This window comes from Cellulosimicrobium cellulans, assembly GCF_007679345.1.
GTDB lineage: Bacteria > Actinomycetota > Actinomycetes > Actinomycetales > Cellulomonadaceae > Cellulomonas > Cellulomonas cellulans_A.
Window position 1 is genome coordinate 60,460 of the sequence record NZ_VEGH01000011.1, and the last position, 22,140, is coordinate 82,599.

A 22,140-nucleotide genomic window follows, 5' to 3' on the forward strand; every position below is an offset into this window, starting at 1 on the left:
GGTCAGGGGACCGCCGAAGGTATGGCGTCCCCCCGCCGCGCGGCGCCTGCCGCCGTGCGCCCGTGCCAGCCCCCGGGAAACCCGCATGCCCGCATCGTCCCGCCTCCGCCTCCGCCTCCGTCGTCCCGCCGTGCTCGCGGTCGTCGGCGCGCTGCTCGCGCCCCTCCTGGTGGCGACCGGCGCACCCGCGGCCGTCGCCGCCGCCGACCCGGTGCTCACCGTCACCGGCTTCTCGGTGACCTCCGGGGCCACCGCGCAGGCGGCCCCGCCCGCCGACCCCGGGTACGGGTTCGACGCGGCGTACACCGCGAGCCCCGCGGCCGGGACGGTGAGCAGCACCCTGGGCTACCGGTGCGCGGGCGACGAGTCGTCCTGCGAGCACGCGACGATGGACGTGGCGCTCGACGCGCTCCGGCTGACCCAGGCGCTCGACGTCTCCGGCCTGGGCGCGACGGTGCAGTACTGGGCCGACGCCGTCGGCGGCACCGCGACCGCCGACTACGCGGCCGCGGCCGCGTTCTCCGTGCGGTTCACCAGCACCACCTCGGACGGGCTCACCGGCCTGCAGTCGGGCGTCAGCGGGGACCTGCGCCTGTCGACCCGCCTGGTCACCCCGAACGGGGGCGGCACGCAGACCGGGACGATCACCGCCACGCCGACGGCCACGGGCGGCGTCGGCACCAAGGGCCGGGTGCGGATCACCGGCGACTTCCCGGTGAACCTGGCCACCAGCACGCAGGTCGCGTGGTCCCGCGAGGGCTGGCTCTCCGGCGTGGAGGACGGCGCCGACACCCCGACGAACTCCGCAGCCGTCACCGGCACGCTCACCGGCGACCCGGCGGAGAGCCTCACGCTCACCTGGGGCGGCAGCAACCCCGCGACCGCTCCCGCCGCCGGCACCGTCGGGATGCTCACCGACCTGACCGGCCTCGCGATCACGACCTGGCCGGCCGGCGCCGCGACCGCCGCCGTCACCGGGTGGACCTGGACGGGTTCGGGCAACCCCGTGCGGGTCACGATCGGCACCGCGACGGGGGCGGACGCCGCCGCGGACCTCCTCGCCGGGCTCGACGCGACCACGCGGTCCCGCCTGACCGGCCTGCAGGTCGTGTTCGCGGCGGCGACCGGAGGCCTCGTCGCCTCCGGCTCGCCCGCCACGCTGCGGGTCGACGTGCGCGAGCACCTGAGCCAGGACGCGACGCCCGTCGCGCGGACGGGGGCCACGGCCGACTACGTCACCGCGGGCGCCGCGACCTTCTCCGTCGCCTCCGACATGAACACCCTCACCGTGACGGGCACCGCCACCACGCGGGCCGTGCGCGGCGCCACCACCTCCGCGACCACCACCGACACCCGCGGCTTCCGGATCTACGACCCGCGCGCCTACGCGGGCTCCGCGACCGCGCTCGTCGGCCTGAGCACGCCGGTGTACGGCGGCGGCTTCGTGCGCGGCACCGCGGCCGGCACCAACTGGTCGCGCCGCGCCGTGGACGCCCTCGTCGTCGAGGTCCCGGCCACCGCCGCGCAGGTCTCCGCCACGAACGCGGCCCTCGACCCGGACCTCCCGGCCCTGGCCAACCCGCTCGGGGCCGGCCTCGCCTTCGCCGGCTTCGGTGCCGCGCGCGGCACCGCCCCCGGCCGCACCGACAGCGCGGACGGCTCCGGCGTCGCAGTGCAGGGCCTCACCGGCCCCGCGCGTCTCGAGCTGACCGTGCTCGCCGGCGGGACCGAGCACACCGTCGACCTCGACGCGACCGCGCCCGCGGTCCCGACCGACCCGGCGGCGTTCGGCCTCGCGTCCTGGTCCGAGGTCACCGGGTTCCGCGCGACGGTGCACGGCGCCGGCTCGGCGGTGCCGATGGGCGCCTCGGTCACCCTGCCGTACCTCGCGCGCACCGCGACGTCGAGCACCGCCGCGACGTACGCCGTGCACACCGTCGCCACCACCCGCCTCGGCACCGACACCTCCGCCGTCGCGCCGCGCACCCAGGCGAGCGGCAACCGTCCCGTCACCGCGGCGACCGTCTCCGTCGCCGTCCCGACCGTCGACGTCGCGGGCGCCAAGTACGTCGCCGAGCCATACGTGACCCGCACCGCGGGCGCGACGGTCAACGCCGTGCTGGAGGCGACCGCCCGGCCGCTCAGCGGCGGGAGCGGCCACCTGCCCGACACGCTGACCCTCGAGGACAGCGCCGCGTCGCGCACCGTCGCGGGCGGCGGCACCTCCGGCGTCGCGTGGTGGACCGCGTTCGCGCCCACCTCCGTCGACGCCACCGTGCCCGCGGGCGGGTCCGCGCAGCTGCAGTACGCCACCGTGGACGGCGAGTGGGTCGACTACACCGGCTCCACCGCCGCGCTCGGGGACACCTCGGCGTGGCGGGGCGTCCGGGTCGTCGTCACGCGTCCCGGGGGCGGGACGTTCGCCAACGGCGACCGCGCGCGCGTCCGCGTCACCTTCGCACTCCGGTCCGGTGTCACCGCCGGCGCCTGGGCGGACGGCACCGACCGCACCAACGTCGCCCAGATCACCTCGTCCGCGGCCATCGAGGGCTTCGTCGTCACCAGCGCGGTCCGCCGCGTCTCCGACACGGTGCAGATGCTCGGCGGCACCGGCACGGGCGGCTACCCGGCCCTGGTCAAGACGATGGACAACCGCGACCGGACCGAGGGCAACGGCGACGCCACCACCGCGACGCTCACCTGGGGCACCGGCGGCGAGGACCTGTCGAGCGTGACGGTCACCGACGCGAACGGCGTCACGGGGGCGCAGCAGGACCCGACGACGGGTCCGGCAGGCAGCTTCTACGACACGTTCGACCTGTCCGGCGTCCAGCCGATCACCTCGGGCGCGGCCGCCTCGGGCGTCTACGACCCGTACCTCGTGTTCGACCGGGTCACCGACGTGCGGGTGTTCGACGTCGTGGACGGCCGCTGGGAGTCGCTCGCGACCCGCGTCTGGACCGGCTCGGCCTGGGCCGACCGGACGAACCCGGCCGCGGCCCGGTCGGACGTCGCGTTCGGCGGGGCCGCCACACAGGGCGCGTTCCCGTACGCCGGCGCGTTCCCGGGCGTGGCCGTGCAGTCGGCGAGCCTGCGGGCCCGCATCGGCGGCGTGCAGCTCGTGTACGCCGCGCGCCCGGACTCCGAGCGCCAGGCGCTCGCCGCCTCCGACTGGCGCCGCGGCCTGCTCGGCACGCTGACCACCGGCGCGGTCGCGACGACCGACGCCCCGGCGCGCAAGGTCGCGCTCACCTTCGCGCTGCGGGACACCTCCCGCGCGACGGGAGAGCCGGTCAACGACGCCTACACCTACACCGGCTCCGCGCCCGGCGCGGTCGAGAACTCCGGCGCCGTGACCGGGACCGCGGCGTCCGACGGCTCGGCCGTGGACCTCGGCGGCCCGGTGAACCCGGTGGGCGAGCGCACCGTGACGGTCCAGCCCGCGTCGCTCGGCGCCACCGCCACGAAGACCTGGCTCCGGGACGCCAACGGCAGCCCGCTGACCGGCAGCAGCAACCTGCACGACCTCGCGCTGCCCGTCGACCCGTCCACCGCACCCGCCTCCGCGTGGCCCACCGCCACCCTGACCGCGACCGCCGCCAGCGCCTCCGGGACCCGCGTCGACCAGCTCGTCCTGACCGAGCCGCGCGGCATCGACACCGCCACCTCGATCGACGCCGACGCGCCGTTCGCGGCCTTCGCGGTCACCGACGTCCGCGAGCTCACCGACGCGTCCGGCCTGCCGGGCGCCTCCGCGGTCGAGGTCGTCGTCTACGAGCGGGCCGCCGACGGCGGCGTCAGCCACCGGACCGTCCCGCGCGCCGAGCTGCTCGACGCCGACGAGGCCGCGCTGGCCGACGTCGTGGGCGTGCAGGTCCGGTACACCGGCCGCATCGCCTGGACGAACCAGGCCCGCCTCGTGCTCGGCACCCGCCTGCTGGCGCACAACCGCGTGACCGGCGACGCCCCCGAGGCCGGCGTGGGCGACGACGTGGCCGAGGTCGCCAACGTCGCCGAGGCCCGCGTCACCGACGCGCGCGTCTGCGCGGACGAGACCCGCGGGATGTCCCGCACCCCCACCTGCGCGCCGGGCACCGCCGACGGCACCGCCCGCGACGCCGTCCGCCTGCGGGGCGCCCAGCTCGAGGCGTTCCCGACGGTGACGGTCTCGCCCGTCGACGTGCAGCGCGACGCGGCCGCGCCCGCGGTCACCAGCACGCTGTCCGTGCAGAACTTCGGCCTCACCCCGGCCGACCAGCTGCTGCTCACCGACGCGGACCCGCGGTTCTTCAACGCGGTCGGCCTCCAGACGGTGGCCGTGCAGTCCGTGCCGTCCGGCGTCGAGCGCGCCGAGCTCGAGGTCCTCGTCGCCGGCGCCGACCTCGACGTCGCCGCCGACGGCAGCTACGCCGGCACGCAGAACTGGCAGGGCTGGGACGCCGTGGTGCCGACGGGGACGTTCGACCTCGCCGCCCTCGCGTCGCAGCACGGCGTCCAGGCGGCGGACGTCATCGGCGTCCGGGTGCGGTTCCTCGACACCGACGGCTCGACCATCCCCGCGCCCGGCCAGGGCTACGGCCGCGTCGTGCTCGACGGCACGCTCCGCGAGGAGCTCCGCACCGGGGGCCTGCCCAGCGCCGTCGGCGCGGACGGCTGGCAGTACCAGGGCCGGGCCGAGCTGACCGCGAACCCGGGCGAGAGCGCGCGGGGCGCGATCAGCAACTCCGTCACCGCCCAGGCCCTGCGCGCCGACCTCGGCTCGCAGGCGCAGACCGCCGGCCCCGTCGGCACCACCGTGCACGCGGGCGCCGCCACGATCCGCGTGCAGAAGGCCGAGCTCGACGCCGCGTCCCGCGCTCCCGGCGACTACGTCCGGTACCGGATCGCGGTCACCAACACCGCCAGCGGCACGAACGCCGCCGACCTCACCGGCCTGGTCGTCACCGACCGGCTGCCCGAGGACGGCTCGCTCGGCTACGGCACCGCGCCCGAGGGCCAGACCCCGGTGGTCGTCCAGGCCGCCGGCGGCGGCGCCAACCCGCTCGGCGACCCCGAGGTCGTCGAGCGCGACGGTCTGCTGACCGTGACGTTCCCGGCCGACAGCCGGCTCGCCCCCGGCGCGGGCGTCGAGGTCCTGGTCTGGCTGCGCATCGCGACCGACCTGTCGACGACGTCCATCGTCAACACGGCCACCGCCGCGTCCGCGACCCGCCCGGTGCAGGCCGCGCCCACCGGCAACGACGGCGGCACCGCCTGCGCGCCCGGCAGCTACGACGCGGCCACCGCGTCCTGCCTCGCCCGCGCCGGGGCCGTCACCATCGGCGGCGCCAACGTCTACGTCTCCGAGGAGTGGGTCCGCGACGCCGCCGGCACCCAGGGCGCCGTCCGCACCACCCCGGCGCGCGCCGGCCAGTCCGCCGACTGCGCCCCGCGGGGCACCGGCGCCACCGACCGCGACTGGTACCGCTTCCCGTGCTCCGTCGTGACCACCGCCGGCTCGACGACGCAGTGGCAGGTGCAGGTGACCAGCCGCGCCACGATCTCCACCGACCGGCTCGAGATGATCTCCATGCTCCCGACCACCGGCGACTACCCGGCGATGGACGGCAGCGCGAGCGGCGCCCGCGGCAGCCGGTGGCGTCCGGTGTGGGACGGCGTCGTGCCGACCCTCGTCGGCGCTGCGGGCCTCCCGGCGGGGGCCACCGTCGCGGTGTACACCACCACGGCGGACTACCGGCAGGGCGGCCTCGCGCCCAGCCCGGCGTTCGACCCGGTGCCCGGCACCTGGAGCGCCACCGCGCTGACCCCGGGCCAGCAGGTGCCCGCCGCGCAGGCCGCGCGGGTGACGGGCCTGAAGTTCGTCGTCGCCTTCGCCCCGGCCGACCGGTTCTCCTCCGGTGAGTCCGTCCGCGTCCAGTGGGCCATGCGCACGCCGCTGTCCGGTGCGCCCGTCGCCGCCGACACCTGGAGCTCGTTCGCGTTCCGCGTGCCGTCCGACGACGCCGCCGGCCGGCCTGCGGACGTCACCTCCGTGCCGCTGAAGGCCGGAGCGCGGTACGCCCTGGCCGCCGCGGGCGCCGACCCGCTCGTGGCCGTCGGCGACCGCGTGTGGCTGGACACCGACCGGGACGGCCGGCAGTCCGCCGACACGTCTGCCGAGCCCGGGGTCGCCGGCGTGGCGGTCGACGTGTTCGCCGTCTCCGGCGGCACGACGACGTATGTCGCCTCGGCCGTCACCGACGCCGCGGGGGACTGGCTCGTCGACGGCCTGCCCGCCGGGACCTACGACATCGGGTACACGCTGCCCGCCGCGCTCGCCGCGCAGTACCGGTACACCGCGGCCGGCGCGGGCACCGACGACACCGTCGACTCCGACGCCGTCGTCGACCCGGGCGCGCCCGCCTCCGCCGTGGACGCGGGCGTGGTGCTCGGCGCCGGCGGCGCCGAGACGACCGCGGTCGGGTCCATGCCGCAGGCGTGGCAGGACGCGCACCCCGGCCTGGCCGCCACCCAGGTGGACGTGTCGCACGACGCCGGTCTGCAGTGGCGGCCGCTGGCCGTCGGCGACCGGGTCTGGTTCGACGCCGACCGCGACGGACGCCAGGGTGCGGCCGAGCTGCCCGTCGAGGGCGCGACCGTGCGCCTGCTCGGGGCCGACGACGCCGTGCTCGCGACCACCGTCACCGGCGCGGACGGCGGGTACGTCGTCGACGGGCTCGACCCCGGGACCTACCGGGTGGAGATCGAGCTGCCCGCAGCCCTCGCGCAGCGGTGGACCTTCACCTCCGCGCTGGTCGGGGACACCGCCGGCGACTCCGACGTGCTCGCCGTCGCGCCCCGCCTCGGCCGCACCGCGCCGTTCACGCTGGCGCCCGGCGCACCCGGGCTGGCCGTCGTCTCCGACCTCGCCGGTGACCCGGTCTGGTCCGGTGCCGACGCCGACTACGCCGACCCGACGCGCGACGCGGGCCTGGCCGAGCGGCCCGTGCGGGTCGGCGACCGGGTGTGGGTCGACCTCGACGCCGACGGCGTGCAGGACGCCGGCGAGCCCGGCCTGGCCGGCGTCGTCCTCACCCTCACCGACGGCGCCGGGAACCCGGTCACCGATGCGGCCGGCGCGGCCGTCGGGCCGGTCACCACGGACGCCGACGGCGCGTACGCCTTCACCGGCCTGCTGCCCGGCGGGTACACCGTCACGGTCGACGAGATCGCCTCCGCGGCCGCCCTCGCGCCGTACCGCCCGACCGTCACCGGGTCCGGCGACGCCGCGACCGACTCGTCCGCGGGCTCGGCCACCACGGCCGTCCCGCTGGTGGGCGGCGAGGCCGACGACACGCTCGACTTCGGCTTCCGGCCGCTGTGGGCGCTGGGCGACCGCGTGTGGCTCGACGCCGACCGCGACGGCGTGCAGGACGCCGGCGAGCCGTCGTTCCCGGGCGTGACCGTGCGGCTGCTCGACGCGTCCGACACCGAGGTCGCCAGCACCGTGACCGACGCCGGCGGCCGCTGGCTGTTCGACCTCCTCGAGCCCGGCAGCTACCGCGTCGAGCTCGCGCTGCCCGCGGCGGACGCCGCCCGGTACGCCTGGACGACGGCGCGCTCGGCCGCGGCCCCGCGCGCCGACGCCGACTCCGACGTCGAGGAGACCGCCCCCGGCGTCGCCCGGACCCCGGCGATCACCGTCGGCCCGGACACCCCCGGGGTGCGCGCCGCCACGGCCGCGGACGGGCTGACCGCCGCGTACGTCGACGACACCTGGGACGCGGGTCTCGTCGAGCGGCCCGTGACGGTGGGCGACCTCGTCTGGTTCGACGCGGACGGCGACGGCGTGCAGGACGCGGGGGAGCGGGGCCTGCCCGGCGTCGTCGTGGAGCTGCGGACGCCGGACGGGCGTCCCGTGGTCGACGCGGCCGGCGCGCCCGTCGGCCCTGCCACGACCGACGCCGGCGGCGCGTACGCCTTCCCCGGGCTGCTGCCCGGGGAGTACGTCGTGCGCATCGACCGCCTCGCGTCCGCCGCGGTGCTGGCCGGCTACGCGCCGACCCTCGCGGGCGCCGGCGGGGACCGCGGGCTCGACTCCGCCACCTGGTCCGCGGCCTCCCTGGTCCTCGTGGGCGGCGAGTCCGACCTGACGCTGGACTTCGGCGTGGTGCTCGCGGACGACGTGCAGCTCGCGCTGCGCAAGGTCCCGGTCGCCCGGACGGCGGACAGCATCACCTGGGACGTCACCGTCATGTCCACCGGCACCCAGGACGCCTACGCGGGCTTCACCGTGGTCGACGCCCTGCCCGGCGCGCTGACCTTCCGGTCGGCCTCCGGCACCGGGTTCGCCTGCGCCGCGGTCGATCGCGTCGTCACCTGCGACCACGACGGCTCGCTGCCGGCGGGGGAGTCCGCCACCGTGCGCATCGTCACCGGCCTGACCGCGGCCGGCGCCGACGTCACCAACACGGCGACCGTCTCCGTCGAGGGACGCGGCTACCTGTTCGAGGTGCTGGCCGCCGAGGACGTGGCGTGGAGCGAGCCCGTCGAGCGCACCGACGGCGTGACCGTCACCGCGCCCGGCGGCGGCCTGGCGACCACCGGGTCCGACGCGGCGTGGCCGCTCGTGGCGGCGGGCGCCCTGCTCGCGCTCGGCGCGGCCCTGCTGGCGATCGCCTCGCGGCGCCCCGTGCGTCGCGTGCGGGCAGCGGGGAGCCGGCACCGGGCGTGACGGCGGCGGCGGGGCGGACCGCCGAGCGCGGCGGATGCCAGCCAGCGCGGTGGCTCCGGCTGCCGCGCTCGGCGGGGGCTGCCGCGCTCGGCGGGCCGCGGTGGGGGACGGGTGGGTGCGGGTGCTGGCGTGCGCGGGAAGAAGCCGCGTGGCGGGGGCGTTGACCCGTCGTGCCCGGCACCGGCGCGTCCGCTTGACGGAGCCGCACCGCGTTTCCCCGAGAGCGCCCGATGGCGTATGATCGTCCGTTGGGTGTGCGCCCTCGCGCTGTCGCACGTCCCGCCCGAGCCGACCGCACCGCGGTCGCGCGCGTGCGGGCCGGTCGCCGGACGTCAGGACCAGGGCACGTCCACCACGTCCGCACCGGACCCACCGGCACCGCCGGGGGGAGACGACGGCGTGGACAGGCAGTTCAGGACAAGAGTTAGCGGAGGACATGGCGAAGAAGGACGGTGTCATCGAGATCGAGGGCAGCGTGATCGAGGCTCTCCCCAACGCGATGTTCCGCGTGGAGCTGACCAACGGTCACAAGGTGCTCGCCCACATCTCGGGCAAGATGCGCCAGCACTACATCCGGATCCTCCCGGAGGACCGGGTGGTGGTCGAGCTGAGCCCGTACGACCTGTCCCGCGGGCGCATCGTCTACCGCTACAAGTAACCGACCGAACGAGCATCGCCGTCGGCCTGCGTCCCGCGAGGGACCACGGCGCATCGGCGGCGGAGGAACAGGCCATGAAGGTCAAGCCCAGCGTCAAGAAGATCTGCGACAAGTGCAAGGTGATCCGCCGGCACGGTCGCGTCCAGGTGATCTGCGAGAACCTGCGCCACAAGCAGCGCCAGGGCTGAACGCCCTGCCGCTCGGGACGCACCTGAGCAGCACCGCCGCCGGATCCTGACGGACCGGCACCAGCGCATCGCCGAACCGGCAGCGCACCCGCCACGGCGGGTCGCCACCGGTGAACCCCCGGCTCGGAGGCCGGGGCCCGCAGAACCCGCGGGAGGACGGTGCGGCAGACCTCCGATCGAAGTCCAAGGAGCCGAAAGGCACATGGCACGTCTTGTCGGCGTCGACCTCCCCCGCGAGAAGCGGCTCGAGATCGCGCTCACCTACATCTACGGCGTCGGCCGTACCCGCGCCCAGCAGACCCTGGCCGCGACCGGCATCAGCCCGGACACCCGCGTCAAGGACCTGGACGACTCCCAGCTCGTCACCCTCCGTGACTACCTCGAGGGCAACTTCAAGCTCGAGGGTGACCTCCGCCGTGAGGTCGCCGCGGACATCCGCCGCAAGGTCGAGATCGGCAGCTACGAGGGCCTGCGTCACCGCCGCGGCCTCCCGGTGCGCGGTCAGCGCACCAAGACCAACGCGCGCACCCGCAAGGGCCCGAAGCGCACCGTCGCCGGCAAGAAGAAGGCCGGCCGGAAGTAACCCGCCCGCGGCCCGCCGGGCCTGTCCTCGGACAGCCGCCCGCGCCGCGACGGGGCACCGACCTCACGACCAGCAGCGAGAGAGAACGAGCAGATGCCTCCGAAGACCCGCAGTTCCGTGCGCAAGCCGCGCCGCAAGGAGAAGAAGAACGTCTCCCACGGCCAGGCGCACATCAAGAGCACCTTCAACAACACGATCATCTCGATCACGGACCCCAGCGGCGCCGTGATCTCCTGGGCGTCGGGCGGCGACGTGGGCTTCAAGGGCTCGCGCAAGTCGACCCCCTACGCCGCGGGCATGGCCGCCGAGGCCGCCGCGCGCAAGGCCGCCGAGCACGGCATGAAGAAGGTCGACGTCTTCGTCAAGGGCCCGGGCTCCGGTCGCGAGACCGCGATCCGCTCCCTGACCGCGGCCGGCCTCGAGGTCGGCTCGATCCAGGACGTGACGCCGCAGGCCCACAACGGCTGCCGTCCGCCGAAGCGCCGCCGCGTCTGACCCGTAGCCGGGCCGCCACGGGCGGGGGAGCGATCCCCCGCCCGTGGCGGTGCCGGCCGGTCGCGCGGGTAGACCGAGACCCGCGCCGCCCAGCGAGTACCTGCGCTGCGTCATATGGCGGACGCACGCTGAGAGGAACCCCGAAGTGCTCATCGCACAGCGCCCCACCCTGACCGAAGAGGTCATCTCGGAGTACCGCTCGCGGTTCTCCATCGAGCCGCTCGAGCCCGGCTTCGGCTACACGCTCGGCAACTCCCTGCGCCGGACCCTGCTGTCGTCCATCCCGGGCGCGGCCGTGACGAGCATCCGGATCGACGGCGTGCTGCACGAGTTCAGCACGGTGCCGGGCGTCAAGGAGGACGTCACCGAGATCATCCTCAACATCAAGAACCTCGTCGTCTCCTCGGAGAACGACGAGCCGGTCGTGATGTACCTGCGCAAGCAGGGTGCGGGTGACGTGACCGCGGCGGACATCGTGCCGCCGGCCGGCGTGGAGGTCCACAACACGGACCTGCACCTCGCCACGCTGAACGAGAAGGGCAAGCTCGAGATCGAGCTGACCGTCGAGCGCGGCCGTGGCTACGTGTCGGCCAACCAGAACAAGTCGTTCGAGGCCGAGATCGGCCGCATCCCGGTCGACTCGATCTACTCGCCGGTGCTCAAGGTGACGTACAAGGTCGAGGCGACCCGCGTCGAGCAGCGCACCGACTTCGACAAGCTCGTCGTCGACGTCGAGACCAAGCCGGCGATCAGCCCGCGCGACGCCCTGGCGTCCGCCGGCAAGACCCTCGTCGAGCTGTTCGGCCTCGCCCGCGAGCTGAACGTCGAGGCCGAGGGCATCGAGATCGGCCCGTCGCCGACCGACGCCGCCCTGGCCGCCGACCTGGCGCTGCCGATCGAGGACCTGCAGCTGACCATCCGGTCGTACAACTGCCTCAAGCGCGAGGGCATCCACTCGGTGGGGGAGCTCGTGGCGCGTTCCGAGGCCGACCTGCTCGACATCCGCAACTTCGGTGCGAAGTCGATCACCGAGGTCAAGGAGAAGCTGGCCGAGCTGAACCTGTCCCTCAAGGACAGCCCGCTCGACTTCGACCCCACCGCCGCCGCGTACTACGACGGCGACGAGGGCGACTTCACCGAGGACGAGCAGTACTGACGCCGGGGAGGCGGCGCACGGCTGACGTGCGCCGCCGGCCCATCACTGGAACCAAGGAGTAACGACATGCCTACGCCCACCAAGGGTCCCCGGCTCGGTGGCGGCCCGGCGCACGAGCGGCTGATCCTGGCCAACCTGGCCACGGCGCTGTTCGAGCACAAGCGCATCACGACGACCGAGGCCAAGGCCAAGCGCCTGCGCCCGCTCGCCGAGCGCCTGGTGACGTTCGCCAAGCGCGGTGACCTGCACGCCCGCCGCCGCGTCCTCACCGTCGTCCGCGACAAGTCGGTCGTCCACGAGCTGTTCGTGGAGATCGCCCCGCAGATGGCCGAGCGCCAGGGTGGCTACACCCGCATCACGAAGATCGGCCCCCGCAAGGGCGACAACGCGCCGATGGCCGTGATCGAGCTCGTCCTCGAGCCCGTCTCGCCGAAGCAGGCCGTCGTCCGCGAGGCCACCAAGGCCGCGCAGAAGGCCGCGCCGAAGGCCGAGGAGACCCCGGCGGAGGAGACCCCCGCCGAGGAGACCACGGTCGAGGAGACCGCGACCGACGCCCCCGAGGCCGAGGCCGCCGACACCAAGGACGAGGCCGACAAGGCCTGACCCGAGGTCAGCACCGGGAGGGCCCGGGTCCGGCGAGCAGACGCTCGCGGGGCCCGGGCCCTTCTGCACGTGCGGGGCGGCGCGCGCCGCCCCGCAGCCGGTAGCGTCGCGGGCATGACCGTCCCCGTGGTGCTCGTGCACGGGCTCCGTACCTCGCGGACGATGTGGCGCGCCCAGGTCGAGGCGCTCCGGGCCTACGGTGTCCAGGCGGTGGCCGTGGACCTGCCGGGGCACGGCGAGCGACGCGGCGAGCGGTTCACGCTCGACGGGGCGGTGCAGGCCGTCGCGGACGGCGTCGACGCCGCGGGCGGGCGCGCGCTCGTCGTCGGGCTGTCGCTCGGGGGTTACGTCGGGATCACCCACGCCGCGCGCCGGCCCGACCAGGTCGCGGGGCTCGTGGCGGCTGCGTGCTCCACCCGCCCCCTCGTAGCGCTCGTCGACGGGTGGGCGCTGCTCGCGCGGGGGATCGCTCGGCTCCCCGACGCCGGCGCCGGTCTGAACCAGGGGATGGTCGACCGCGTGCTCTCGCCGTCCGCGGCGGCGGACGTGGCCGCGGGCGGGTTCGCGCTCGACGTCATGGACGACGTCCTGCGGGCCATGCGGGCCGCCACGCCCGTCGAGGACCTCGCACGGGTCGAGGCGCCCGTGTGGCTCGTGAACGGGCGGTACGACCACTTCCGGGGCGAGGAGCGGCGGTTCCTGCGCGCGTGCCGCGACGGGCGGCTCGTCGTCGTGCCGGGCGCGACACACCTGGTGTCCCTCACCGCGCCCGTCGGGTTCACGCGGGCGGTGCTGAGCGCGGTCGACGCGGTGCAGGCCCGGCAGGAGCGGGCGGCGAGTCCTCCACAGGCGTGACGTCGTGCGTCGTCCCCAGGCCCCGTCGGGCGGCGGGACGGTGGGGCGGCGGTGGCTCCTAGCGTGCTCGTATGCCAGACGACCTGCAGGACCGCCCCGCTGCCGACACCGACGGCGGCCGTCGGGCCGCGGCGTCCGGCGCGCCGGACGTGGGCGACGGCCTCGGGGAGCGGTTGGACGCCATGCCGGCCGGGTCACGCCTCCTGGCCGAGCTGGAGGCCCTGGACCTGGGCGCACTGCCGTCCTACGAGCTGCCGGAGGTCGTGGTGCAGGCGCGGCGCATCGCGGCGCACGCGCACGCCATCGAGACCGCGGCGGCGGCCGTCCTGGCGCGGCATCCCGACCTGCGCCACCCCGACATCGCCGCGGTGTGCCGGTCGCTGCCCGAGGGCACCGCGTTCGTGCACGCCGACGTCGCCGCGGCCGACCTGTCCGCGCGCCTGCTGGTGCCGCCGGGTGAGGCGAAGATGCTCATCCGGGAGGGGCGCGCGTACGCCGGCGCCCTGGCCGGGACCGGGGCCGCCCTGGCCGACGGGCGGATCGAACCGGCCAAGGCCCGCGCGATCGTGCAGGGCGCCGGGGACGAGCCCGCCGACGTCGCGGCCGCCGTGGAGGCGGAGGTGCTGCCGCGGATGTCGGGCCGGTCCGTCGCTCAGGTCCGCACGGACGTCGCGCGGGCGCTGAACCGGGTCGACCCCGAGGGGGCCGCCGACCGGCACCGCACCGCCCGGTCCTGCCGGACGGTGTCCCGGCCCCGGGTCCTGCAGGACGGCATGGCCGGGCTGTGGGCCGTGCTCCCGGCGACCGAGGCCGTCCGGCTCGACAGCGTGCTCGACGCCCTCGCCCGACGGTCGCGCGAGGCCGGCGATCCCCGGACCCTGGACCAGCTGCGCGCGGACGAGCTCGTGGACCGCGTCCTCGGCCGCGGGACGCACCAGGTCGCGCCCGACGGCACCGTGCTGCCGTCCCGGCGGGACGGTGCCCACGAGGACCTCGACCCCGCCGGCCGGCCCACGGCCGCTCCCGCCGGGACCGCGCCCCCTGCTGACGACGCCACCGAACGCCCCCCGCACGCGAGCCCGACCGGACCGCGGACCGTCGTGCACGTCACCGTGCCGCTGTCGACGCTGCTGGGCGCCGACGACGTACCCGGCGACCTCGCCGGGTACGGCCCGGTCGACGCCCAGCAGGCACGGGCGATGGCCCTGGACCTCGGGTCGACCTGGCAGCGCCTCGTCACCGACCCCCTGTCCGGGACCGTCCTGGACGTCGGGCGCACCACCTACCGGCCGCCGGCCGCCCTGGCCGACCACGTCCGGCACCGCGACAAGTACTGCACCGCCCCGGGCTGCCCCGTGCCCGCCGCGCGCTGCGACCTCGACCACACCATCGAGTACGACCCGCCGGCCGACGGGTCACCGCCCCGACCGCTGGGGACCACCTGCGCCCACAACCTCGGCCCGCTGTGCCGCACCCACCACCGGCTCAAGACCGCCGGCGTCCTGCGCGTGCGCCAACCCACCGCCGGGGAGTTCGTCTGGCACACCGCCACCGGCCACGCCTTCCGAGTCAGGCCCGGCACCGAGGAACCCACGCTGCACCTGACCGGACCGCCGCCACCCGCGGCAGGACCGCCGTTCTGACGCGGCCGCCGCGGATCTCGGGGCGCGACCGCCGAGTCGACTGGCGTGCGGCCGGGCCGGTGTCGGCCGGCGGAGGGTGATCGGCTCGCCCGAGCGAGGCGAGCGTGCGCGCGTCAGGCGGGCGAGCGCGGCCGGCCCGTCGACGCGGCGGCGCGCGCGAACCGGTCCCCCAGCACGGCGCAGGCGTCGGCCAGCTCTCGCGGCTCGACGTGCAGGATCGCGGCGTCGAACCGCGCCGCCGCTGCCGCCAGTGCGACCCAGGACCAGGAGCCCAGCGTGACGCGGCACCGGCCTGCGTCCAGGCTCTCGACGGCTCCGTCCGTCACGAACGGCGCGACGTGCCGGGCGTCGGCGTCGAGCACGATCGTCCCGCGGCACGGCCAGGCGCCGTCCGTCGTGGCCGCCCCGCGGAACCGGGCGGCGACGAACGCCTCGACGTCCCCGCCCGGGACCTCCCGCGGGCCGAACCGAGGCCCTCCGGGCACGCGAGGTCGGACACGGTCGGCGCGGAACACCCGCCAGTCGTCGCGGTCGAGGTCCCACCCGACGAGGTACCAGCGGCCGGTCCTTGCGACCAGGTGGTGCGGCTCGACGCGACGGGTCGGGGAGTCGTCGTCGGCTGCGGCGTCGCCCGCACCCCGGACGTAGCCGAACCGCAGCACCTCCCGTGCCCGCACGGCCGCGCCGATCGCCGTGAGGACCGCCGGGTCGACGGTCGGCGCGCCCGCGGCCGTCATGACGGTGACCGGCACCGCGTCCACGCGGTGGGCGAGCCGCGCGGGGAGGACCTGGCGCACGGTGCGGAGCGCGCGCTCGGCGCCCTCCTCGACGCCGGCGCCCGACGCCGCGGCGGTGCGCAGGGCGACCGTGAGGGCGACAGCCTGCTCGTCGTCGAACAGCAGGGGCGGCAGCTGCGACCCGGGCTCGAGCCGGTACCCGCCCTCGCGTCCGCGGGTGCTGGTGACCGGGTACCCGAGCTCCCGCAGCCGGTCCACGTCCCGGCGCACGGTCCGGTCCGTGACGTCGAGGCGCTCCGCGAGCACCGCCGCGGGCCAGTCGCGCCGCGTCTGCAGGAGCGAGAGCAGGGCGAGCAGCCGGGGCGCGGTCGTGGGCACGTCGCCCATCCTGCCTCCCTATCAGGACATCACCTGTCCGGAAGGGACGCCAAGGTGGTGCCGGCGTCGGTCGACAGGCCCGCGCACCATCGCACCGAGGAGGCACCATGACCATCACGACCACCACCCACCTGAACTTCCGCGGCGACGCCCGGGCGGCCCTCGAGCACTACCGCGACGCGTTCGGCGGCGAGCTGACGATCGTCACGCACGGCGACGCCGGCGCGGTCCAGGACCCGGCCGAGGCCGACCAGGTGCTCTGGGGGCAGGTCCTCTCGGACGACGGCTTCCACGTCATGGCGTTCGACGTCCCGGCGGCTCGGCCGTGGGACGCGGGCACGGACGCGTTCTACGTGTCGGTGCGCGGCGCGTCGACTGAGGAGATCTCGTCGCGCTGGGCGCGCCTCGCGGCTGCCCCGGGCGCCACGGTCCTGGTGCCGCTCGCACCGTCGCCGTGGGCGCCGCTGTACGGGATGGTGCGCGATCCGTTCGGCATCACGTGGGTGCTGGACGTCGCGACGCCGTACGCGGGCTAGGCCCGAGTCCCGACCGTCACGCGTCGCCGCTCAGCTGCCAGGCGCGCACGCCCCCGACGATGCCCGCCTGGTTCGGCACGACGACCACGTCGTCGCCGAGCCGGGCGAGCACCTGCGGGGTGATCTGGCGGGCGTTGCCGCCGCCGAGGTACAGCCGGTCCCACAGCACGACGGGTCGCAGGCCCTCGACGACCTGCCGGACGCGCCGGGACCACAGGCCGTCGCCGAGCCGGGCGCGCTGGATCTGGCCGATGTACTCGTCGTACGTGGTGAGGCGGCGCACGGGGGCGTGGGACCACTCGAGGTGCGGGGCGAGCCGGCCACCGTCGAACAGGGCGGAGCCGAGCCCGGTGCCCAGGGTCAGGACGAGCTCGACGCCGGTCCCGGACACGACGCCGGCCCCGTGGACCTCGGCGTCGTTCAGGACGAGGGCGGGGACGCCGAGCCGCTGCTGCACGGCGGCGCGGATGTCGCAGCCGGACCAGGCCTCGACGAGCTCGGGGTCGACGCGGGTGTGCGGCCCGGACCGGGTGACGTAGTGCGGGGTGGCCACGACGACCCCGTGCCGGATCATCCCCGGCATGCCCACGGTGGCCCGCTGGAAGGGCGGGAGCCGGTCGGCGATGTCGGCGATGGTGTCGACGAGCCGCGTCGGCGGCAGGGGGTAGGGCGTCGGCACGCGGACGGCCGGGGCGTGCAGGGTGCCCGAGGAGTCGAGCACGGAGGCCTTGATGCCGCCGCCCCCGCAGTCGACGGCGAGCGTGTACGGGGCGGGGTCGGGCGTGGGCACCGGACCACGGTAGAGCAGGCCCCGGCCCCGTACCCTCGGGGGCGTGCGCGACCAGCCTCTCCGCCCGACCGCCGACGAGTCCGGGCCTTCGACGGGTTCCGGTGCTCGTCTCCTCGACCGCGGTGTGCTCGACCGCGCCTCCGGCGTGCTGCTCGCCCAGGCGGCGGGTGACGCGCTCGGGGTGCCGTACGAGTTCGCGGAGCCTCCGGCGCCGGGGGACCTGCCGGAGATGCGGGGCGGCGGGCTCGGCCCGTACGCGCCGGGGGAGTGGAGCGACGACACGCAGATGTCGGTCGTGGTGGCCCGGGTGGCGGCGCGCGGAGGCGGGCTGCGCACGGAGGAGGAGCTGGACGAGGTCGCCGCGGGGTTCGAGGCCTGGCGGACGGGTGGCGCGAGCGACGTCGGGACGCAGACCGCGGCGGTGCTCGCGGGTGCGGGCCGGCGTACGGGCCGGCCGGCCGCGCGGCTGCGGGCGGCGGCCGCGGAGCTGCACGCGGCGACGGGGCGCACGGCGGGCAACGGGGCGCTGATGCGGACGGGCGTGGTGGGCCTGGTGGCGCTGGACGACCGCGCCGCGACGGCCGCGGCGGCGCGCGCGGTCGCCGAGCTGACCCACCCCGACCCGCTGGCGGGCGACTCGTGCGTGCTGTGGTCGGAGGCGGTGCGGCTCGCGGTCACGGAGCGGCGCCTGGACGTGCACGCCGGGCTGGACCTGCTGCCGCCGGAGCGCCGCGACGCGTGGCGCGGCTGGCTGGACGACGCGGCGTCGCCGCGCCCGGCGGCGGACCTGCGCTCGAACGGGTTCACCGTGACCGCGCTCCAGGCGGCGTGGCACGCGATCGCCCGCTCGGTCCCGCCCCTGCCCGAGGGGGTCGAGGCGCCCGGGAGCGTGCACCTGCCGCTGGCGCTGGCCGCGGCGGTGCGGATCGGCGGCGACACGGACACGGTCGCCGCGATCGCCGGGGCGCTGCTGGGGGCGCGGTACGGCGACGGTGCGGTGCCGAGGGTGTGGGCGCGTGCGGTGCACGGCTGGCCCGGGCTCGCGGGGCGGCGCCTGGGCGCGCTCGGCAGGGCGACGGCGCAGGGCGGACCCGGGGTGCCGGGGACGTCAGGGGACCAGGTCTGCCCGCTGTGCGGGACGCGCGAGCCGTTCTTCGAGCGGTATGCGGACCACGTGTGCGCCTGGTGCGCCGGGTGGGTGACGGACGCCTCGGGTCGGCCGGTGGGTCTGTACAACGAGTCGTTCACCGGCGGGTACACCGCGCAGTACGAGGACGGCACGACCGCCTCGCCGGAGGTGCTCGCGGGCGAGGTGCGGATCGACGGTCGTCGGCTGCGCGCGGCGGAGGCGCGGTTCGGCGGGATCGTGGTGCAGCTCCCCGTCGACGAGGCCCCGGACGCGGTGGTGGTCCCGTGACCGGCCCAGGCTCCAGCCCGATCGCCCCCGTCGCGCCCGACGCACCCGACGCGCCCGTCCGCGTCCGCGTCGACCTCGCCTACGACGGCACGGACTTCGCCGGCTGGGCCCGTCAGCCCGGCCTGCGCACGGTGCAGGGCGTGGTCGAGGACGCCCTGGCGCTCGTGCTGCGCTCGGAGCACCGGGGGGACGCGCCGCCGCGGGTGACGGTCGCCGGGCGCACGGACGCGGGCGTGCACGCGCGGGGCCAGGTGCTGCACGTGGACGTCCCTGCGGGCGCGTGGACCGCGGTGCCCGGCCGGTCGGACCGCACGCCGGAGGAGTCCCTGCTCACCCGGCTCGGCGGGGTGCTGCCGCCGGACGTGGTCGCCACGGCGGTCCGGGTCGCCCCCGAGGGGTTCGACGCGCGGTTCTCGGCCGTCGCCCGGAGGTACGTCTACCGCGTCTGCGACGACCCCGCGCTGCGCGACCCGCTGCGCCGCGCGCACGTGCTGTGGACCCGGCGGCCGCTCGACGTCGACGCGATGCACGAGGCGGCAGGGCGGGTGCTGGGCCGGCACGACTTCGCGGCGTACTGCAAGCCCCGGCCCGGAGCGACGACGATCCGTACGCTCGACGAGCTGACCTGGGAGCGGCCCGCGGAGGGGCCGGACGCCGGGCTGGTGGTGGCGACGGTGCGCGCGGACGCGTTCTGCCACTCGATGGTGCGGGCGCTCGTGGGGGCGAGCCTGGCGGTGGGAGAGGGCCGGCGGCCGGTCGACTGGCCGGCGGAGCTGCTGGTCGGGGGGCGGCGCGACCCGGGGAGCGCGGTGGTCGCCGCGCACGGCCTGACGCTGGAGGAGGTCGTGTACCCGCCGGACGCCGAGCTGGCCGTGCGCCAGCTCCGGACGCGGGCGATGCGCTCGGCGGACGACGTGCACGCCGCCCCGGCCACCCGGGCCGGCGCCCCCGCGACTGGTCCGGTGGATCCCGCGGAGGACTGACGCGGGCGGCGGACGCCGGTGCCCCCGCACCCGTGCCCGCCGCCCGCCCTCGCTCGCCGCGAGGAGGCGTGGAGTCAGTCCTCCTCGTCGACGATGTGAACCGCGGCCTCCTCGGCGCTCGCCGCGCCGCCGTCGACGCCCGCGTCCAGCGCGAACTGGTCGTTGCCGCCCGCCTCCACCGCGTCGTCGTCCTCGAGCAGGCGGCCGGCGCGGCCGGGCTCACGGGACGGGTCGGGCGCGCGGTCGGGGTCCTCCCAGACCTCGGGCTCCTCCTGGGCCACGCGCTGGTCGAGCGTCTCGCCGCGCGACTCCTCCCACGGGGTCTCGCCGAAGTGGCTGGACGCGGGGCGGGGGCGCTCGGGCGGGCTGTAGCCCTCGTCCAGCAGGTCGTCGACGCCGCGTCCGACCAGGGTGTCCTCGGCGGGCAGCTGGTCCGCGTCGCCCTCGGCGCCGGTGGCGGCGTCCGTGCTCGTGGCAGGGGTGTTCTCGCTCATGCGACGAGCCTGGCACCGCACCTGCCGCGCTGCCACCGCACGGATAACCGGTTGGGACCGGCGCCGCAGACCTGGGACGATCGGTCCATGGGTCATCTCGAGGTGCACGACGTGCGCTACGTGCTCCCCGACGGCCGCCCCCTGCTCGGGGGTGTCGACCTGCGGGTCGGCGAGGGGCAGCGCACGGCGCTGGTCGGCCCGAACGGTGCGGGGAAGTCGACGCTGCTGCGGATCGTCGCGGGCGACGAGCAGCCGCACGACGGCGCGGTGGTCCGCACGGGCGGGCTCGGGGTGATGCGGCAGGACGTCGGGCGGATCGCCGACGACCGCTCGGTGCGCGACCTGCTGGCCTCGCTCGCGACGGGCGCGATCGGCGCGGCTGCGGCGGAGCTGACGGCGTCGGAGCTGCACATGATGGAGGTCGACGACGAGCCGTCGCAGATGCGGTACGCGCAGGCGCTCGCGGACTGGGCGGACGTCGGCGGCTACGAGGTCGAGGCGGACTGGGACCGGGTGACGGACGCGGTGCTCTCGGTCCCGTTCGACCGGGCGCAGCACCGCGGCGTGCGGACGCTGTCGGGCGGCGAGCAGAAGCGGCTGGTGCTGGAGGCGCTGCTGCGCGGTCCCCAGGAGGTGCTGCTGCTCGACGAGCCGGACAACGCGCTGGACGTGCCGACGAAGCGCTGGCTGGAGCGGCGGCTGCTCGACAGCCCGAAGACGGTGCTGCTGGTGAGCCACGACCGCGAGCTGCTGTCCCGGGTGCCGACGCACGTCGCGACGCTGGAGCCCGCGCGGGCCGGCGCGACGGTCTGGGTGCACGGCGGGACGTTCACCACGTACACGGAGGCCCGCGAGGCACGCCGCGAGCGGCTGGCCGAGCTGGCACGCCGGTGGGACGAGGAGCACGTCAAGCTCATCACCCTGGTGAACACCCTGAAGACCAAGGCGGCGTTCAACGACGGCCTGGCGTCGCGGTACTCCGCGGCCCAGACCCGGCTGCGCAAGTTCGAGGAGGCGGGGCCGCCCGAGGTCGTCTCCCACGACCAGCACGTGCGGGTCCGGCTGCGCGGCGGGCGCACGGCCAAGCGCGCGGTCGTCGCGGAGCGGCTGGAGCTGACGGGGCTGATGCGGCCCTTCGACCTCGAGGTGTGGTTCGGCGAGCGCGTGGCCGTGCTGGGGTCGAACGGGTCGGGCAAGTCGCACTTCCTGCGGCTGCTCGCCGCGGGCGGCAGCGACCCGCAACCCGAGCAGGCCCCCGCCGAGGGCGAGCTGCCGATCGACCCGGTGACGCACACCGGAGTCGCCCGGCTGGGCTCGCGCGTGGTGCCCGGGTTCTTCGCGCAGAACCGGCAGCACGCGCAGGACGCCGCGTTCGCGGGCCGGACCCTCCTGGAGATCCTGCACCGCGGAGAGGGGCGCCGGCCGGGCATGGGCCGGGAGCCGGCGAGCAAGGCGCTGGACCGGTACGAGCTGGTCGCGTCGGCGGAGCAGCGGTACGAGACGCTCTCGGGCGGTCAGCAGGCGCGGTTCCACATCCTGCTGCTGGAGCTCGGCGGGGCGACGCTGCTGCTGCTCGACGAGCCGACGGACAACCTCGACCTGCACTCGGCGGAGGCGCTGGAGGCGGGGCTCGCGGCGTTCGAGGGCACGGTGCTGGCGGTGACGCACGACCGGTGGTTCGCGCGCGGTTTCGACCGGTTCCTCGTGTTCGGGGAGGACGGGGCGGTCGTCGAGACTCCGGAGCCCGTGTGGGACGCGGGCCGGGTGGCGCGGGCCCGGTGAGCAGGGGCGGGGGCCGGTGACCGACGTCGCTTTGACCGCCCCCCCGCCCGGCGGCTACCCTGGTGAGTCGTTGTGCGTCCGTCGGTGTCGACCCAGGTGCGTTCCCACTCACCGGTCCACGGACGACGC

General features: G+C 76.4%; 16 protein-coding genes. 13 read left to right on the plus strand and 3 right to left on the minus strand.

The annotated features are described in order from the left end of the window. Nucleotides 1-85 precede the first annotated feature (85 nt). From FS882_RS14905 to FS882_RS14945, 9 genes are all read left to right on the plus strand, one after another. Nucleotides 86-8,713 (plus strand): SdrD B-like domain-containing protein, encoded by an 8,628-nt coding sequence (locus FS882_RS14905; RefSeq protein ID WP_158374065.1) that lies wholly within the window; start codon nt 86-88, stop codon nt 8,711-8,713. A 436-nt stretch (nt 8,714-9,149) separates the two neighbouring features. Continuing rightward, on the plus strand, nt 9,150-9,371 hold the full coding sequence (gene infA / locus FS882_RS14910) for a translation initiation factor IF-1 (RefSeq protein ID WP_146838576.1): 222 nt from the start codon (nt 9,150-9,152) through the stop codon (nt 9,369-9,371). A 74-nt stretch (nt 9,372-9,445) separates the two neighbouring features. Further along, on the plus strand, nt 9,446-9,559 hold the full coding sequence (rpmJ, locus tag FS882_RS14915) for a 50S ribosomal protein L36 (RefSeq protein WP_013117849.1): 114 nt from the start codon (nt 9,446-9,448) through the stop codon (nt 9,557-9,559). A 202-nt stretch (nt 9,560-9,761) separates the two neighbouring features. Next, nucleotides 9,762-10,142: a 30S ribosomal protein S13 gene (gene rpsM / locus FS882_RS14920; protein WP_147794342.1), complete on the plus strand. Its 381-nt coding sequence runs from the start codon at nt 9,762-9,764 to the stop codon at nt 10,140-10,142. 93 nt (nt 10,143-10,235) lie between these two features. After that, the gene (rpsK, locus tag FS882_RS14925; RefSeq protein WP_147794341.1) at nt 10,236-10,637 is read left to right on the plus strand and encodes a 30S ribosomal protein S11; all 402 of its coding nucleotides are present in this window, start codon (nt 10,236-10,238) and stop codon (nt 10,635-10,637) included. A gap of 145 nt (nt 10,638-10,782) precedes the next feature. Further along, nucleotides 10,783-11,793 carry a DNA-directed RNA polymerase subunit alpha gene (locus FS882_RS14930; protein ID WP_154729327.1) on the plus strand — a complete coding sequence of 337 codons (1,011 nt, stop codon included), beginning with the start codon at nt 10,783-10,785 and terminating at the stop codon, nt 11,791-11,793. Nucleotides 11,794-11,859: 66 nt separating this feature from the next. Continuing rightward, nucleotides 11,860-12,396, plus strand: a complete 537-nt coding sequence (gene rplQ / locus FS882_RS14935; RefSeq protein WP_158374067.1) for a 50S ribosomal protein L17 — start codon at nt 11,860-11,862, stop codon at nt 12,394-12,396. Between the two features lie 114 nt (nt 12,397-12,510). Next, nucleotides 12,511-13,251: an alpha/beta fold hydrolase gene (locus FS882_RS14940; protein WP_158374068.1), complete on the plus strand. Its 741-nt coding sequence runs from the start codon at nt 12,511-12,513 to the stop codon at nt 13,249-13,251. 71 nt (nt 13,252-13,322) lie between these two features. Further along, the gene (locus FS882_RS14945; protein ID WP_158374070.1) at nt 13,323-14,894 is read left to right on the plus strand and encodes an HNH endonuclease signature motif containing protein; all 1,572 of its coding nucleotides are present in this window, start codon (nt 13,323-13,325) and stop codon (nt 14,892-14,894) included. Between the two features lie 113 nt (nt 14,895-15,007). On the opposite strand, the gene FS882_RS14950 is transcribed toward FS882_RS14945, so the two are convergent. Further along, nucleotides 15,008-16,018, minus strand: a complete 1,011-nt coding sequence (locus FS882_RS14950) for a helix-turn-helix transcriptional regulator (RefSeq protein ID WP_158374072.1) — start codon at nt 16,016-16,018, stop codon at nt 15,008-15,010. Nucleotides 16,019-16,116: 98 nt separating this feature from the next. Between FS882_RS14950 and FS882_RS14955 the strand changes: the two genes are divergently transcribed. Next, complete coding sequence (locus FS882_RS14955) at nt 16,117-16,545, plus strand: VOC family protein (RefSeq protein ID WP_158374074.1); 429 nt, start codon at nt 16,117-16,119, stop codon at nt 16,543-16,545. 16 nt (nt 16,546-16,561) lie between these two features. On the opposite strand, the gene FS882_RS14960 is transcribed toward FS882_RS14955, so the two are convergent. After that, a complete protein-coding gene (locus tag FS882_RS14960; RefSeq protein WP_158374076.1) occupies nt 16,562-17,335 on the minus strand; it encodes an ROK family protein in 774 nt (257 codons plus the stop codon). Nucleotides 17,336-17,378: 43 nt separating this feature from the next. Between FS882_RS14960 and FS882_RS14965 the strand changes: the two genes are divergently transcribed. Then, nucleotides 17,379-18,752 (plus strand): ADP-ribosylglycohydrolase family protein, encoded by a 1,374-nt coding sequence (locus FS882_RS14965; protein ID WP_222848234.1) that lies wholly within the window; start codon nt 17,379-17,381, stop codon nt 18,750-18,752. Further along, entirely contained in the window at nt 18,749-19,735 is a 987-nt protein-coding gene (gene truA, locus FS882_RS14970; RefSeq protein ID WP_262348322.1) for a tRNA pseudouridine(38-40) synthase TruA, read from the plus strand. The genes FS882_RS14965 and truA overlap by 4 nt, the downstream gene beginning before the upstream one ends. Nucleotides 19,736-19,809: 74 nt before the next feature. Here truA and FS882_RS14975 read toward each other — a convergent pair whose 3' ends face one another. Further along, complete coding sequence (locus tag FS882_RS14975) at nt 19,810-20,229, minus strand: DUF5709 domain-containing protein (protein WP_158374078.1); 420 nt, start codon at nt 20,227-20,229, stop codon at nt 19,810-19,812. An 87-nt stretch (nt 20,230-20,316) separates the two neighbouring features. Here FS882_RS14975 and FS882_RS14980 point away from each other — a divergent pair, with 87 nt between their 5' ends. After that, nucleotides 20,317-22,011, plus strand: coding sequence for an ATP-binding cassette domain-containing protein (locus FS882_RS14980; RefSeq protein ID WP_158374080.1), 1,695 nt, complete (start codon nt 20,317-20,319; stop codon nt 22,009-22,011). Nucleotides 22,012-22,140 lie beyond the last annotated feature (129 nt).